This window comes from Marinobacter shengliensis, assembly GCF_030297115.1.
Classification (GTDB): Bacteria; Pseudomonadota; Gammaproteobacteria; order Pseudomonadales; family Oleiphilaceae; genus Marinobacter; species Marinobacter shengliensis.
Window position 1 is genome coordinate 451,099 of record NZ_AP028062.1, and the last position, 15,717, is coordinate 466,815.

Genomic DNA, 15,717 nt, shown 5'->3' on the forward strand with positions numbered 1-15,717 from the left:
TTGAGTATCACGGCGCTGATGACATCGGTTCTGGGGATTCCGTTCGAGATCGCGGTGGCTTTTGTACTGCTCAACAACATGCTCTACCTGGTTCATACGCACTTTGGTGATCCAACGGTTGCTGGCTGGATAACGGCCGGTATTCCGCTCTACATCGCTTTCCTGATGGGTTATCCAGAGGGGGATGCCAGAATATTGGCATTGATTGCATTGCAGATAACGGTGGCGGTGATTTTCCTTGGGCTCGGGGTGTTTAAGGGCGCTGATGCCTTGGTCAGGAAAATGCCGGCATCATTGAAGTCTGGCATCCTGATTGGCGCTGGCATCTCTGCCATCATGGGTGAATTCGGTGCCGATGGTCGGGTGTGGACCATGCCGATTACCATTCTGACGGGTGCTGTGCTCGGGTTCTTTATGTTGTTCTCCGAAACTGCCGGCCCACTCCGTGCACGCTACGGGTTTTTCCGCTTTGTTGCCCAGTATGGGATCGCCGTGCCTTTCCTGATTGCCTATGTGTTCGGGATCATTATCGGTGAGGTGGACGCACCAGTAATTGAATGGGGGTTCACTACAATCCCAATGGGGACCATTCTTCAGGACTACAGTGTGTTCGGGTTGGGCATGCCGCCGCTTCAATACTTCATTGATGCCATACCGCTGGCGCTGGCTGCTTACATCATTGCCTTTGGCGATATTCTGGTGATGGACTCACTGTTCAAGAACGCGGATGCGGTGCGCAAAGATGAGAAGCTGGTATTCAGTCCGCGTCGCAATAGCATCATAGTCGGCATTCGTAATTTCCTGCACGCCATTTTTGCGCCCTTTATCAGCCTGTCGGGCCCGGCCTGGACAGGTGGGCAAGCGCTGGTCATCAACCGTTACATGAACAATCCTCGCAAGGTTATGGATAGTTACTGGGGCGGGGCAACCAGCCTTTACTGGGGTATGACCATTGCCATTGTGTTGGTTCCCGTGGTGACCCTGTTCAAGCCTGGCTTGAACATCGGCATGGCATTGACACTGCTGATTCAGGGCTACCTGTGTGGATACCTGGCGATTGAGATGCTTGACCGACAGACGAATCTCGAGCGTGGGGTTGCTGTTATTGTGGGGGCTGTACTCGCTGTGCAGGGTGCTGCCTGGGGACTGGGGGTTGGCCTGGTGCTCTGGTTCTTCCTGGAGAAAAACTGGTTCGCAGATGCCTATGAGATGACCCATCACCACGATGATGAAACCTCCGAGGATGCAGTAACTGATCGAAATTGAGGGTGGATTTATTCGCCTGCGAGAAAAACAAGAGGTACCTGAAATGGAAAACATGTTTGAGCTTGGGCTCGACAAAGCAGAGGCGAACTATACGCCTCTGACGCCGATCACCTTTATTCAGCGAACGGCGCTTGCGCATCCATCGCGGACTGCCGTTATTCATGGTGATCTCCGTCGATCCTGGGCGGAGACATACCAGCGCTGTCTGAAAATGGCATCGGCACTACGCAAACTTGGCGTTCGCAAAGGGGACACGGTAGCGGCTTTGTTACCGAATATTCCTGAAATGTTGGAGCTGCATTACGCCGTGCCAATGATTGGTGCGGTTTTGAATGCCCAAAATACCCGGCTTGATTCGAAAACGATGACCTTCATGCTGAATCATGGCCGAGCCAAAGTGTTCTTTACCGATAAGGAATACAGCGATCGTTCACGAGAAGCCCTGGCGGGCTGTGATGCCAAGCCGATTGTGGTGGATGTGGATGATCCTAACTTTGAAGGCGGTGAGCTGATTGGCAAAATGACCTATGAGGATTTGCTTGCCACTGGTGACGATGACTTTGAGTGGGAAATGCCTGACGACGAGTGGCAGGCGATTGCCCTGAATTACACGTCTGGCACTACGGGTAACCCCAAGGGTGTTGTTTACCATCATCGCGGCGCGCATCTCAATGCGTTGAGCAACGTCATCGGATTCGGACTGCCTTCAGGGGCGGCTTATCTGTGGACGTTGCCGATGTTTCATTGCAATGGTTGGTGTTATCCGTGGGCCGTAACGGCCGCGGCAGGCACCCATGTGTGCCTGCGAGCGCCCCATCCTGAACCTGTCTTTGATGCGATTGCCCGCTACGGAGTCACGCATTTCTGTGCGGCGCCTGTCGTGCTCAATATGTTGATCAATGCGCCGGATGAAGTGAAAAAACCATTTAGCCAGACGGTAACTGCAGCCACCGGCGGCGCGGCGCCACCAGCTGCAACCATCGAAGCCATGGAGGCGATGGGTATCAATGTGGTCCACCTCTATGGTCTAACTGAAACCTATGGCCCAAGCCTGATCTGTGAGTTCCAGGACGAATGGCACACTCTTGATAGCAAAAAGAAAGCTGCAAAGATGGCTCGTCAGGGCATTCTCTCGCTGTCTATGACAGATATGATGGTAGCCGACCCCCACACTCTGCAACCGGTCGCCAAGGATGGGGTTTCTATTGGCGAGCTGTTTGTTCGTGGTAATTCAGTGATGAAGGGGTACCTGAATAACCCGGAAGAAACCTCCAAAGCCCTTAAAGGGGGCTGGTTCCATACCGGAGATCTTGGGGTATGGCATGCCGATGGCTACGTTGAGATCAAGGATCGGTCCAAGGACATCATAATTTCGGGCGGCGAGAATATTTCGACTCTGGAAGTCGAGAGTACGCTATACGATCACCCTGCGGTTCTGGAAGCGGCCGTTGTCGCTGCTCCTGATGATCATTGGGGCGAGATCCCCTGTGCCTTTATCACCCTGAAGTCCGGGAATGACGGCCTGACGGCAGATGACATTGTGGCCCATTGCCGAGCGAATCTGGCCGGGTTCAAGGTGCCAAAGAAGGTGATCTTTTCGGATGAGTTGCCAAAGACCTCAACGGGTAAGCTTCAGAAACATGTACTGAGGAGTCAGCTGTCAGCGTAGTGGTGAGCTGGTTTTGACGCTGTAGCTATGTTCCCCCGGCCAGTGCCGGGGGCTTTTTTTGTAGCCATAAAAAAGCCCGGGGTTAACCGGGCTAAAGGAAGCGTGGTCTGTCTAGATTGCAAATCCACCGAGCTTGGTTTCCAGATACTCCTCAATGCCTTCCTGAGCCCCTTCACGCCCAAGGCCACTATTCTTCATGCCACCAAAGGGTGCCGCAGCACTGGTTGGATTAATGTCATTGATGCCGATAATGCCGAAGTCCAACGCCTCAAAAGCACGCATGGCCGTGGCCATATTGTTGCTGTAGATGTAGGCAGCGAGGCCATAGTCTGTATCGTTGGCCATGGCAATGACGTCATCTTCCGAACGGTAGGTAATGACGGGGGCGACCGGTCCGAACGTTTCTTCCCGATAGATTTTCATGGCGGGTGTAACGCCAGACAGCACAGTGGGGGCGTAGAAGTAGCCTTCTGACAAGCCGTTCTCGATTAGCCGATGGCCACCTGTTTCGATCTTTGCGCCTCGTGAAACCGCATCCTTAACCTGGCTATCCACTTTTTGTATGGCCAGCTCATTGATCAGTGGTCCAACACCCGTGCCCTCAGACATGCCATTGCCCGCAACCAAACGGCTGGCACGGCTGGTCAGTTCCCGGATAAAAGGTTCCAGATGGTCTTCGTGAACAAAGATCCGGTTAGGGCTTATGCAGGCTTGCCCGGTATTGAGAAACTTAACGAGCGACAAGCCTTTGGCTGCATGCACGGGGTCTGCATCGGGAAAAACAATCGCCGGTGCGTGCCCGCCCAGTTCCATAGACACCCGTTTCATGTTTGCCGCGGCGAGGGCGTTGAGCTCCTTGCCGACTGGGGTGGACCCAGTAAAGGTCAGCTTGCGGATGCGCGAGTCGGTACAGAACGCCTCGCCAACTCTGGCAGGGTTTTGCACCGTCAGCAGGTTAACCACTCCCGGTGGAAAACCGGCTTCGGCAAAGATTTCCATCATGGCCTTGGCGCACAACGGTGTGCTTTCAGCCGGTTTTAATATCACGGTGCAACCTGCAGCGAGGGCTGGCGCCAACTTGCGGGTTATCATGGAAATCGGATAGTTCCAGGGTGTGATTGCACCCACAACGCCTACCGGAGCTTTCTGTACGAGGAATCTTTGGTTCTCGCGGGCAGAGGGAATGATCTGGCCGTACATGCGCTTGGCTTCTTCGGCGAACCAAAGCAGGAAGTCGGCGCCGTATTGGACTTCGTTAAGGGAGGCCTTTAACGGTTTGCCCTGTTCCCGCGTCATTAGCTCGGCCAGTTGACGCTTCTGGCGTAGCATCAACTCCCACGCCCGGTACAGTAGTTGGGAGCGTTGATAGGCAGTTGTCTTTCGCCAACCCCTGAAAGCAAGATCGGCGGCCGCAAGGGCCGCCTCGATATCCTGATCGGTACAATCCGGGGCCTGGCCGATAATTTCACCGGTTGCAGGGTTTGTGACCGGGAATTCAGGGCGCCCGGTCAGCCATTCTCCATTGATATACATGAAGTGTTTTCCTCCTGAACGTAATTAGAATTCATCCTCAGGGAGCGCCATGATAGCGTCGTCTCCGGCTCGTAGTGAGGTCAGATGACCAGAGCTTCGAGGTAGAATATGATCAATAAAGAAATTGGTGGTTGCCAGCCTGCTTCTGGCAAAGGCGTCCTGAGATTCTGATCCTGGAGCGGCTGCACCGGCAGCTTTGACCATAAGCCACGCTGCCGTCACCGTAGAACTCAGCATCAGATAATTGAACGCTACCGCTCCGGAAAATTGTTCATCGTCGCCGTGTTCGAGAACCATTCTGGTCGCATCCTCAAGGAAGGCGACAGCCTGGTCAAACCGGGCCTGGCGTTCAGCCGTGAGCAGAGTATTGGTTTGTTGTTGCCCGGTGTACGGACGCATATCGCCAATCAACTCAGCCATAGCCTTGCCTTGATCGCGAATGGTCTTTCGGCCAATAAGATCCATTGCCTGAATGCCATTGGTGCCCTCATAGATGGGAAGGATCCGGGCATCTCGATAGTGCTGTGCGACACCCGTTTCCTCTATGAACCCCATGCCACCATGGCACTGTATGGCCAGCGATGTTACTTCCTGGGCGATTTCCGTGCACCAGCCTTTCACCAGCGGAGTCAGAAGATCAGCGCGGCGTTTGAAGCGGTTGCGGATATCGTCGGGTAATTCGCGGGCGTTGGCATAGTCAACCGCCACGCAGCCCGTGTAGGCAAGGGTTCGGGCGGCCTCCGTCAGCGTTTTCATCGTCATCATCATCCGGCGTACATCCGGGTGACGAATGATCGGTGACACGCCCTGCTCTCCGGGCGCGGTGCCCTGGGTTCGCTCGAAGGTGTACGCCCGGGCTTGCTGGTAAGCACGTTCCGAAATGGCTACGCCTTGGAGTCCCACGGTGAGTCGTGCATTGTTCATCATGGTGAACATGCACGCGAGGCCCCGGTTTTCCTCGCCAACCAGATAGCCAATGGCGCCTTCGTTGTCGCCGTAGCTCATCACACAGGTTGGGCTGGCATGAATGCCAAGCTTGTGCTCAAGTGAAACTGCTTTGCAGTCGTTGCGTTGCCCGGGATCGCCGTTGGCGTCCGGCAGGTACTTGGGGACGGCAAACAGCGAAATGCCTTTAACGCCCGGGGGCGCATCGGGCAAGCGTGCGAGCACCAGATGGATGATGTTCTCCGCCATGTCGTGCTCACCCCAGGTGATGAATATCTTCTGGCCTTTGATCCTGTAGATGTCCCCGTCAGGACGAGCTTGTGTCCGGATGCCTGAGAGATCGGAACCAGACTGAGGTTCAGTCAGGTTCATCGTGCCGGTCCACTCACCCGATATCATTTTTGGCAGAAGCAGTTGTCGGAGGTCATCACTGGCGTTCTCCGAGAGTGCCTCGACGGCACCCTGGGAAAGCAAAGGACAGAGCCCCCACGCCATGTTAGCCGCGTGCCACATTTCCTGGACCGGGATTGCCAACGAGAATGGGAGCCCCTGGCCGCCATAAGCTGGGTCAAACTGTAGGCTGGCCCAACCGCTTTCAGCGTATTGCTGATACGCTTCCCGGAAGCCCGCTGGGGTTGCGACACGGTGCTCGCCATCCAGTCGGACGCCGGTTTTGTCGCCGCTTTCGTTGGTGGGCGCAATCACTGAACCTGCGAAACGGGCAGCCTCTTCAAGAATGGCAGCGACCACATCGTCGCTGGCATCTTCGTAACCACAGGCCTTGGACATTTCGGAAAAGCCGGCAACCTGTTGCAGGGTGAAGGCCATTTCGCGGGTGGGTGCTCTGTACTCTGTCATCGTCTGCTCCCTTAACTCATGTACTGGCCGCCGTTGACCGACATGTTGGTGCCGGTTACGAAGCCAGCCTCATCCGCTGTCAGAAATGCGACTGCCCGGGCGATATCCTCGGGCTGACCGAGGCGACCCACCGGGATGCCCGCCACGATGTTGTTGAGCACTTTCTCTGGCACCTGGCGAACCATTGGGGTGTCGATGTATCCAGGTGAAACCGAGTTGGCAGTGACGCCTTTGCGAGCTCCTTCCAAAGCGATGGACTTGGTGAATCCGTAGATGCCAGCTTTGGTTGCTGCGTAGTTTGACTGGCCGAACTGGCCTTTCTCACCGTTCAGGGAGGACACGTTCACAATCCGGCCAAAGCCGCGTTCGCACATGCCCTCGAAAACCTGATGACACATGTTGAACATGGAGTTCAGGTTGACATTGATTACCTGATTCCATTGCTCCGGTTGCATCTTCTTGAGTGGAGCATCGTTTGTGATGCCAGCGTTGTTGACCAGAATGTCAATCGGGCCCTGTTCTTTTTCAACGGTCTGTACAAACGTTTGGCAATGATCGAAGTCAGTAACGTCCAGCGGATAGATGGCAACGTTAATACCCTCTTTGCTCAGATCAGCTTGCCATTGTTGGGCCTGTGCGGTGAACTCTTCACCGGGTAGGTGCGTGCCGACAACGGTTCGACCCTGATTGGCCAGTGCCTTGCACATAGCGGTACCCAGACCACCGGTTGCGCCAGTGATGACAGCGATACGATTAGACATGGTGTTCTCCTTTTTTGGGTGATTTACTTCAAGAGTTTTTTGATGGCAGGCGACTGGGAAATAGTGCCGGCCGTGGTGTAGTGCTGGCTCCGATGTACGATTTTCGGGAGCTCATAAACGTAATTGACCATCAGCCCTGCGGACTGCTTCAGTCCTTTGTCTGAGGTGTCTGCCATCCAGTTCAGGCGGGCCAACTGTGCACCATTACTCAAATGGAAATGCGCAACAGGGTCGATAGCTCGGCCGGAACCGGGTTTCGTTGAGGTCAGGTAAGCTGCTGCCAGTTTTGTGATGGCTTCCTGCTGGCCGCCGGTGGTGTCTACCAGATTGGCTCGCACCGGATCACGGGGTGGGGGGAAGCTGAGCCATTGTTCGCCGCCCGGCAACTGTGCCAGTTCTTTTGGTGGGATACTGTCCAGCCATCGGCAGAAGCCTGGGATCGGGGACAAAGTGGCAAACTGTTTCAGGTGGGGAAACTCATCTCTGAGCTTTTTCACCACCTGTTTGATCAGGAAATTACCGAAGCTTATCCCTGCCAATCCTCGTTGTGCATTTGAGATTGAATAGAAAATCGCGGTATCGGCCTCATCGATGTCCTGGGTCGGAGCATCTTCGTCCAGGAGTTTTTGGACATTACCTGCCAACCCGTTAACCAGCGCGACCTCAACAAATATCAGAGGCTCTTCCGGCATGTTGGGGTGAATGAAGGCAAAGCAGCGCCGGTCTGAATCCAACCGGTTCTTGAGATCATTCCAGCTCTGGATCGCGTGCACGGCTTCATAGGCAATAAGTTTTTCCAACATCGCAGCGCTGGAGTTCCAGCTGATCTCTTCAAGCTGGAGAAGCCCGACATCAAACCAGGTGGCCAGGAGGTTGCGGAGATCGGTCTCCAGTGGTTTGAGGGCGGGGTAGTCCTTGCAAAAAGTGAGCAATTCGTCTCGCATGTCCACCAGGAATTTGACGCCTGACGGAACTCCGTTGAATTGTTTTAACAAGGCCGTTCGACTTGGCTCCAATGCTCTGCGCAGGGTTTGCGCAGCATGGGTTTTCTGAACAGAGTCAGCACTCTGCCACTGCTTGATAGCCTTCTCTACGCCGCTTTCGTTAACCCCGTACTGCTCAGAGAGCAATCCCAGAAAACGCATTTTCCCTGTTTGCGACAACTTCAGATAGGCGCGACCAAGCATCGCTGCACGGTTTCGAGCCTCTACCTGACCGCCATTTTCTGAAAGACAGTTGTCTATCCACTCCCGAACGATGAAGGCATCGTTGTCAGGAAGGTCCGCAGCAATGTTCATGATATCGGCACCGCGCCGCCCAACAGACTCCAGCCCTCCGGGGACCAGCTTCTTGAATGCTCGTTCTAAAATGCTTACGGGTTGGCTCTGCATACCCTTTTCCCTCTTGTACAAAGCGGTGTTGTCTTTGTTGTCGAAAGAAGGCTATCAGAGCATTATGGAAAAACCAAGTAAAAATACTTGGTTTGTTGGTGGTAAACCATTATCGTTGTAGGCGCATGGATCAAATTGAGGAAAACACAATGCAAGAGCTACACGGTTACTATCTGGAAGACCTGGAAGTTGGAATGGAAGCTTTCTACGCGAAGACGATTACCGAAGCAGATGTGGTGCTGTTTGCCGGGATCAGTGGTGATGACAATCCCGTTCATATCAACGTGGAGTACGCCAAAACCACGCCATTCAAGGAACGGATTGTTCATGGCATGTTCAGCGCCGCCTTGATCTCCGCCGTTCTGGGGACGCGCTTGCCGGGCCCTGGCGCCATCTACATTGATCAACAAATCAAGTTTAAGGCTCCGGTCCACATAGGAGACACGGTCGTTGCTTCTGCGAAGGTGGTCGAGATCAATGAGGAGCGTCGCCGGGTTAAGCTCGAGACAGTGTGCAAAGTTGGTGACACCGTGGTTGCTGAAGGCTTTGCTACCAATATGGTCGACCGCCGGCCGGCGTGAGAACAGGGGGTGTTAAATGATGATGGATAAAGAGAACGCCATTGTTACGGTCATTGATGTTCAAGCACGTTTATTATCCGGTGTTCACGAAAATGAGCAGCTTGTAAGGAATTGCAGCTGGTTGGTCAGGTTGGCGAGTTTGATGGGGGTTCCCGTTATTGGCTCTGAACAATATCCGGACGGTCTCGGGCATACAGAGGAAAGCCTGCGCGAACTGGTTGGCCTCGACAAGATTTATGGCAAAACGTTCTTTGCCTGTATCGATGACCCTGAGTTTGAAAAGGCGTTTCAGGCCCATGGTCGCAAGCAGGTGGTGCTATGCGGAATGGAATCTCAGGCTTGCGTTATGCAGTCTGCGCTGAGGTTGTTGGATGAAGGGTTGGACGTGTTTGTTGTGGCTGATGCCATCTCCGCGCGCAACCCCTTCGATACCGACGTTGCCTTGCGTCGGATGGAGCGGGCTGGCGCCCGAATTGTCACCAGAGAAATGGTCGGCTTTGAATGGCTACGCCGGTCTGATGCTGCGGAATTCAAGGCATTCAGTAAAGAGTTCCTGAGGTAGCGGGCTCGGGGCTCTGCGGCCTTATGGCCAAGGGCCCCGGAGATCGTCAGAATAGGCTCCAGTAAGGCAACGATGGCCGGGAGAACCTGCTGCAAATGAAAACCCGAACTCCGGAAGAGGGGCTTACGGCTCTGACAGATGATGCCGAGCGCAATCGGCTCTTGGCAGAGATGGCCGAACAGTCTACGGATATGATTTCCCGGCATACACCGGAGGACTGGCGGTTCATCTATGCGTCTCCTGCCGTCACCCACCTGCTGGGCTACAGCGTTGAGGAGATTGTCGGCATGTCTGCCTACGATCTCTACCACCCTGATGATGTCGAAGACTTCAGGCTGCGCGCGCCCACGGTGAACTATGACCGGGGCCTGTACACCCATACCTATCGTTTTCGGTGCAAGGATGGCCACTACACTTGGCTGGAAAGCACCAGTCGTACGATTCGCGACCTGAAGACTAACGAGATTCGTGAGATCCTGGTGGTTTCGAGGGATGCTACCCACCGAATCAAGGCTGATAAGGCGAATCGGCGGCTTGCTCGAGTTTTAGAGAGTACTCAGGATCTTGTGGTCTTTCTGAACCTGGACCTTACCGTTTCTCACCTCAATGAATCGGCTCGAATGGCGCTACAGCTGGAGCAAACTGACTATAGTGCTTTCCCGTTGTCCTGGTTTGTTACCGATAAGGGCTATGCCCTGCTGATGGATGATGGCCTTCCTGCAGCCCGGCATTCCGGAAATTGGCGCGGTGAGCTGGACATGCGCAGCCTTAAAGGCCGTCGTATTCCTGTTATGCTGGAACTGTTGGCGCACCGTTCGCTTCATGGTGACATTGAGTACTTTTCTCTGGTGGCACATGACCTCACAGAGAAGAAGGCGGCGGAGGAGCAGCTTAAGCAATACCAGGGGGATATCGACCATGCCAGCCGATTGGTGACAATGGGGGAATTGGCTTCGAGTCTGGCCCATGAGCTGAACCAGCCATTGACGGCTGTGGTTAATTACTTGCGTGGGATTGAGCGGCGCTTTGCTGGCCAGGAAAAAATTACCTGGAGTGACCTAGAGGTTCCGATAAGCCGAAGCATACGCACGGCCCTAAGGGCTGGTGAAATCATTCATCGGATGATGGACTTTACTCGTAAGCAAGAGCCTATCATCTCTGACCTTGATCTCTCGGAATTGATACGAGAGATGGTGGATTTCTGTGAGTCGACGGCGGAGCGGCATCATGTGCGGGTGGTTTGTCAGGTGCCTGCGGGGTTGCCGTTGGTTCGTGGTGACCGTGTTCAGCTTGAGCAGGTTTTGTTGAACTTGATTGTTAATGCAATCGAAGCCAGTGCTCAGGATTGCGAAGAGCCCTTTGCAACTGTGAAAGTCGAGGCAGCCCATCAAGTGCCGGGACACGTATGCGTGAGGGTTGAGGATCAGGGAGGTGGTATCTCGGAAGCCGACCTGCCGCGCCTTTTTGATCGTTTCTTCTCAACAAAGCAATCTGGCCTTGGAATGGGGCTGGCCATAAGCCGTACATTGGTAGAGAATCTTGGTGGCGAGTTATGGGCCGAAAATTTGCCTGAGCGGGGCGCCCGCTTTTCTTTCACCTTAGATACTGCTGACTGACACTATGACTGTGAAGACTGACGCTCAAACAGTATTTGTCATTGACGACGACGCTGATGTAAGAGATTCCTTGAAATGGCTGCTTGAGTCCGTCGGGTTGAAGGTTCAGGCGTTTGAAAATGCCCTCGAATTTTTTGATCAAGCTGATGTGAACCAAAGTGGGTGCATCGTAATGGATGTCCGGATGCCTGGGCTAAGTGGGATTAATGCCCAGAAGAAGCTGCCAGAACACAACATTGAGTTACCCGTTATCATGATCTCAGCCCACGGAAATGTAGACATGGCGGTGACTGCACTTACGCAGGGAGCCCTGACGTTTATCGAGAAACCTTTCGATGATCAGGTGCTAATCGATCATGTACATAATGCCCTTGAAAAAGATCGAGTGCGTCGGTTTCGGCAGGGTTCTCAGATACGCATGCGTGAGCGCTATGAGAGCCTTACTCGAAGGGAGCGTCAGGTCCTGGAGCTCATTGTGAGGGGGCTTTCTAACCAGGAGGCCGCAGACGAGTTGCAAATCAACCGGAAAACCGTTGAAGGCCATCGTGCCAATATGATGGCAAAGATGCAGGTAGATTCGTTTGCGGAGTTGGTTCAGGTGGCAATCTCTCTGGGGTTACTTCCGGGTTTTAACACGGCGGGCTAGCCCGGAGCCGGGTTGCAGCCGGTGGCCCTGAGGCTGTTCTATCTGCCAAGCTGGCCGAAAAAACCAAAATCAAGTAAAAACCCTCAATTATAAAAAATAAACCAAGTATTTGTATTTGATTGCTCTGTGTGCTTTGATTCCTATATAACAAATAGGAGTCGCACATGAATTCTGCATGTTTGGACAAAGGCACACTCACCAGCACCCACTGGGGTACTTATCGGGTCCATACTGACAACGGGGTTGTGACCGCTATCAACGGTTTCGAAAAGGACCCGGACCCCTCCCCAATTGGACAGGGGATTGTCGATGTGCTCGATGGCCCGTTAAGAATTAAAAGGCCAATGGTACGTAAAGGTTGGCTGGAGAAGGGGCCGGGAAACACTGACGGGCGGCGGGGAAGCGATGATTTCGTCGAGGTTTCGTGGGAAAAGGCCATAGAGCTTGTCAGTGGCGAACTGGAGAGGGTTCGCAGTCAGTTCGGGAGCCAGGCGATCTACGGTGGCTCCTATGGCTGGTCCAGTGCTGGCCGCTTTCACCACGCACAGAGCCAGCTCAAGCGCTTTCTCAACACGATTGGCGGGTTTACCTACTCTGTTAACACCTATAGTTACGCCGCCGCAGAAGTGACGCTTCCGTATGTGCTCGGTGACTTTTACTCAATGGTCAATGGTGCGACGAGCTGGGACGTTCTTAAGGACCACTGCGAACTGTTTGTCGCGTTTGGCGGAGTGCCCATCAAAAATGGCCAGGTGACCAATGGTGGCGTTGGGCGCCATGGGCAGGCGCAAGGCGTGCGGGATGCGGCAGCCAACGGCATGAAGTTTGTCAATGTAGGGCCTTTGCGCTCAGATATGTTGCCTGAATCCGATGCACGCTGGTATCCCATCTACCCGGGTAGTGATGTGGCCCTCCTCCTGGGCATAGCCCATACCCTTCATGAAGAGAATCTTGTAGACCAGGCATTCCTGTCGAAATACACCGTGGGTTTTGAGCGTTTCCTCCAGTATGTCCTGGGCGATGATGACGGTGAGCCCAAATCAGCGGAATGGGCGAGCCAACGAACAGGCCTTCAGCCTTCTGAGATCCGTGATCTCGCTGTTGAAATGGCCACCAAACGGACGATGATTTCGGTGAGCTGGTCGCTTACCCGTCAGGATAACGGTGAGCAACCGTACTGGGCTGCCATTGCTGTTGCATCGATGTTAGGCCAGCTGGGAACCCCCGGCGGCGGCATCGGCTTTGGCTACAGTGCAATGAATGCCATAGGCGCCAATTACCAAGGCATGCCCGGAGCTGCGTTACCCCAGGGGCAAAACCCGGTTAAAAGCTTTATCCCGGTTGCACGGATTACGGATTTGCTGCTGCATCCCGGTGAAACCTTTGAGTACAACGGGATGACGGGTGTGTACCCCGAGATCAAATTGGTGTACTGGGCCGGCGGTAACCCGTTCCACCATCACCAGGACCTTGTTCGGATGAGGCAAGCGTGGCAGAAGCCAGACACGATTGTGGTGCATGAATGGAGTTGGAACTCGCTGGCTCGGCACGCGGATATTGTCTTGCCATCCGCGACTCCCCTTGAGCGAAACGATATCGCATCGTCCAGCCGGGATCCGTTTTTGGTTTATATGGAAAAAGCCATTGAGCCTGTTGGGGAGAGTCGGGCTGATTATGACATTTTCAGGCTGCTGGCCAAAGCCATGGGTGCGGAAGAGGCCTTTACCGGGAATCGTGATGAGGAAGCTTGGCTACAAGCCCTTTATGCTGAAACACGAGATAAGGCAAAGTCTGTTGGCATTGAGTTGCCAGAATTCGACGAGTTCAAATTGAGCGAATGGTTTGAGAATTCCACGCCTCGCGAGCCTCAGATACTGCTGAAACAGTTTCGTGACGCCCCTGAGATGTACCCCCTGAAAACGCCTAGCGGAAAAATTGAAATTTTCTCAGAGCGGGTGGCGGCTTTTGGTTATCAAGAAGCCCCGGGATTTCCCTTCTGGAACGAACCTAAGGAATGGTTAGGGCGTCCCGCAAATGGCCAGAGACTGCATCTGATTTCGAATCAGCCCGCAAACAAACTTCACTCCCAGCTTGACCACGGTAGCCACAGTCGCAATTCGAAAATTAATGGTCGTGAGCCCGTGCTTATTAACCCTGAGGATGCAGAGTCTCGGGATATACAGGACGGAGCATTAGTCCGTGTGTACAGTCCACGTGGTTCTTGCCTGTGCACTGCGCTGATTAGCGATGATGTGCGTGCCGGGGTTCTGCAACTGAGTACCGGCGCCTGGTACAACCCACCACCGGCTAACATTTCAGGCATTTCTTGTTTGCACGGGAACCCGAACGTGTTAACGCGGGATGAGGGTACTTCACGCTTGGCTCAGGGTCCCAGTGCCATGTCGTGCATGGTCGACATCGAAGTATACAAAGGCGAGGCGCCTCCTGTGACTGTGTTTACACCACCGACGGTGAGATGGCCGAGCTACTGATGGGCATTTGAGAATGGCGGGTGCTGAATGGTCGGGTTCACTCAAACGAAACCCGAGCACCCGCCAACATCAGATTCGAACGACTACCCGCCCGCTCCATAACAGCGAGTTTGTAGGAAGCGTCCTCTTTGAACGCTTTGGCGTGTTCACTGGGGATGTCCGCTGCGGTAGGTATATCTGCCTTCAGAGGATTCACCGGCCGTCCATTCACATGCAGTTCAAAATGCAGGTGAGGGCCGGTGCTGCGCCCGGTGTTGCCAGACAGCGCAATTCTCTCACCCCGCTGAATGGACTGTCCCTTCTTGACCAGAATCCTGTGCAGGTGCAGGTAGCGGGTTTTGTAAGCGTTGCCGTGGTCGATGTCGATGTACTTGCCTGCGAAAGGATGGTTACCTACGCGCTGCACAATGCCATCGCCGGTACTGAAAATGGGGGTGCCAACGGGGGTGGCCAGATCAACGCCGTTGTGCGGGGCGATTCGCTTGGTTACCGGGTGCTTGCGGTTCGGATTGAAGTGGGAACTGACCCGGTAAGGCGTCTGGGTGGGCCAGCGGCGAAACGCGGGCAGCACACTTTTGCCGTTTTGGTCGTAGTAATTGCCGTCCTCAAACCGGAATGCGGTGTGTGTGCGGCTCCCCCGCTTCAGCGAAACCGCTTCAACCCGGGTTTTACCGGTGCTTTGATCATCGGTCATTTCATGGCTGATGATTACGGCAAACTGGTCGCCGGCACGTAAATCCCGCCGGAAATTCAGGCGGTGTTCAAGCAACTGGTTGACCGAGGCAATCTGGTGCGCGGTGAGCCCTGCTTTTACCGCAGAAACGTAGAAGCTGCCTTCAATGGAACCTCTCAGCACTTCAGACACCCAGTGAGTATCTGCTTCAATCCGGCGATATTCGAACTGGTCATCGTCTGTGCGGGTGTAGAAAACGGTGCGGGCGGTATCAAGCACGAGGGCAAGCTCGGTGAACCTGTGCTGATCGTCAAAGGTCAGCCGCAGCTGGGTGCCGGGTTGCAGGGTTTCCAGGGCCAGGTATTCCACATCCGTTTCCATGATTTTGTACAGATCAGACGTGGGTGCCCCGTAGCGGCTGAAAATACTGCTCAGGGTGTCGCCGGGCTGAACTTCGTGGTGCTGGGTGCGGGTGTCTGAACGGGATTCGGCAAGCGTATCAGGCAGCGCCCCAACACCGGCAGAGGGATCAGTAGGGGTAACCAGGGGCTCAACCGGTAGGGCGGGTATCTTCGCGGATGAGCTTTGTGTGGACCAGAAGCTGGCGATCAACACCATGAGCACGGTGATGCCAAGCAGCACCTTGTGAGTTGGAGTGAATGCCTGTTGCTTTGCCATCGTTCAATAAACCCCGCTCGCCCTGAAACCGTTCCGACAAGCTTTA

General features: G+C 54.3%; 12 protein-coding genes. 7 read left to right on the forward strand and 5 right to left on the reverse strand.

Annotation, left to right across the window (positions count from 1 at the left end):
- The first annotated feature begins 18 nt into the window (after window positions 1-18).
- Together QUE75_RS02000 and QUE75_RS02005 are read left to right on the forward strand one after the other, a co-directional pair.
- A complete protein-coding gene (locus QUE75_RS02000) occupies window positions 19-1,266 on the forward strand; it encodes a hypothetical protein (protein WP_286253347.1) in 1,248 nt (415 codons plus the stop codon).
- Between the two features lie 43 nt (window positions 1,267-1,309).
- Entirely contained in the window at window positions 1,310-2,935 is a 1,626-nt protein-coding gene (locus tag QUE75_RS02005) for an AMP-binding protein (protein ID WP_286253348.1), read from the forward strand.
- A 111-nt stretch (window positions 2,936-3,046) separates the two neighbouring features.
- Here the strand turns inward: QUE75_RS02005 and QUE75_RS02010 are convergent, their stop codons facing one another.
- Genes QUE75_RS02010 through QUE75_RS02025 form a run of 4 tightly spaced genes read right to left on the reverse strand, consistent with a single transcriptional unit; the run spans window position 3,047 to window position 8,423 of the window.
- Window positions 3,047-4,468, reverse strand: coding sequence for an NAD-dependent succinate-semialdehyde dehydrogenase (locus QUE75_RS02010; RefSeq protein ID WP_286253349.1), 1,422 nt, complete (start codon window positions 4,466-4,468; stop codon window positions 3,047-3,049).
- 24 nt (window positions 4,469-4,492) lie between these two features.
- Window positions 4,493-6,271 carry an acyl-CoA dehydrogenase gene (locus tag QUE75_RS02015; RefSeq protein WP_286253350.1) on the reverse strand — a complete coding sequence of 593 codons (1,779 nt, stop codon included), beginning with the start codon at window positions 6,269-6,271 and terminating at the stop codon, window positions 4,493-4,495.
- Between the two features lie 11 nt (window positions 6,272-6,282).
- Entirely contained in the window at window positions 6,283-7,032 is a 750-nt protein-coding gene (gene phbB, locus QUE75_RS02020) for an acetoacetyl-CoA reductase (RefSeq protein WP_286253351.1), read from the reverse strand.
- 23 nt (window positions 7,033-7,055) lie between these two features.
- Window positions 7,056-8,423, reverse strand: coding sequence for a malonyl-CoA decarboxylase (locus QUE75_RS02025; RefSeq protein WP_286253352.1), 1,368 nt, complete (start codon window positions 8,421-8,423; stop codon window positions 7,056-7,058).
- Window positions 8,424-8,572: 149 nt separating this feature from the next.
- Between QUE75_RS02025 and QUE75_RS02030 the strand changes: the two genes are divergently transcribed.
- The 5 genes from QUE75_RS02030 (at window position 8,573) to QUE75_RS02050 (ending at window position 14,320) form a co-directional block, all read left to right on the forward strand.
- A complete protein-coding gene (locus tag QUE75_RS02030) occupies window positions 8,573-9,004 on the forward strand; it encodes a MaoC family dehydratase (RefSeq protein ID WP_286253353.1) in 432 nt (143 codons plus the stop codon).
- A 16-nt stretch (window positions 9,005-9,020) separates the two neighbouring features.
- Window positions 9,021-9,566 (forward strand): hydrolase, encoded by a 546-nt coding sequence (locus tag QUE75_RS02035; protein WP_286253354.1) that lies wholly within the window; start codon window positions 9,021-9,023, stop codon window positions 9,564-9,566.
- Window positions 9,567-9,661: 95 nt separating this feature from the next.
- Window positions 9,662-11,182 carry a PAS domain-containing sensor histidine kinase gene (locus tag QUE75_RS02040; protein ID WP_286253355.1) on the forward strand — a complete coding sequence of 507 codons (1,521 nt, stop codon included), beginning with the start codon at window positions 9,662-9,664 and terminating at the stop codon, window positions 11,180-11,182.
- 4 nt (window positions 11,183-11,186) lie between these two features.
- Window positions 11,187-11,828, forward strand: coding sequence for a response regulator transcription factor (locus tag QUE75_RS02045; protein WP_286253356.1), 642 nt, complete (start codon window positions 11,187-11,189; stop codon window positions 11,826-11,828).
- A 164-nt stretch (window positions 11,829-11,992) separates the two neighbouring features.
- The gene (locus QUE75_RS02050; protein ID WP_286253357.1) at window positions 11,993-14,320 is read left to right on the forward strand and encodes a molybdopterin-dependent oxidoreductase; all 2,328 of its coding nucleotides are present in this window, start codon (window positions 11,993-11,995) and stop codon (window positions 14,318-14,320) included.
- 37 nt (window positions 14,321-14,357) lie between these two features.
- On the opposite strand, the gene QUE75_RS02055 is transcribed toward QUE75_RS02050, so the two are convergent.
- Window positions 14,358-15,671 (reverse strand): peptidoglycan DD-metalloendopeptidase family protein, encoded by a 1,314-nt coding sequence (locus QUE75_RS02055; protein ID WP_286253358.1) that lies wholly within the window; start codon window positions 15,669-15,671, stop codon window positions 14,358-14,360.
- Window positions 15,672-15,717: the final 46 nt, after the last annotated feature.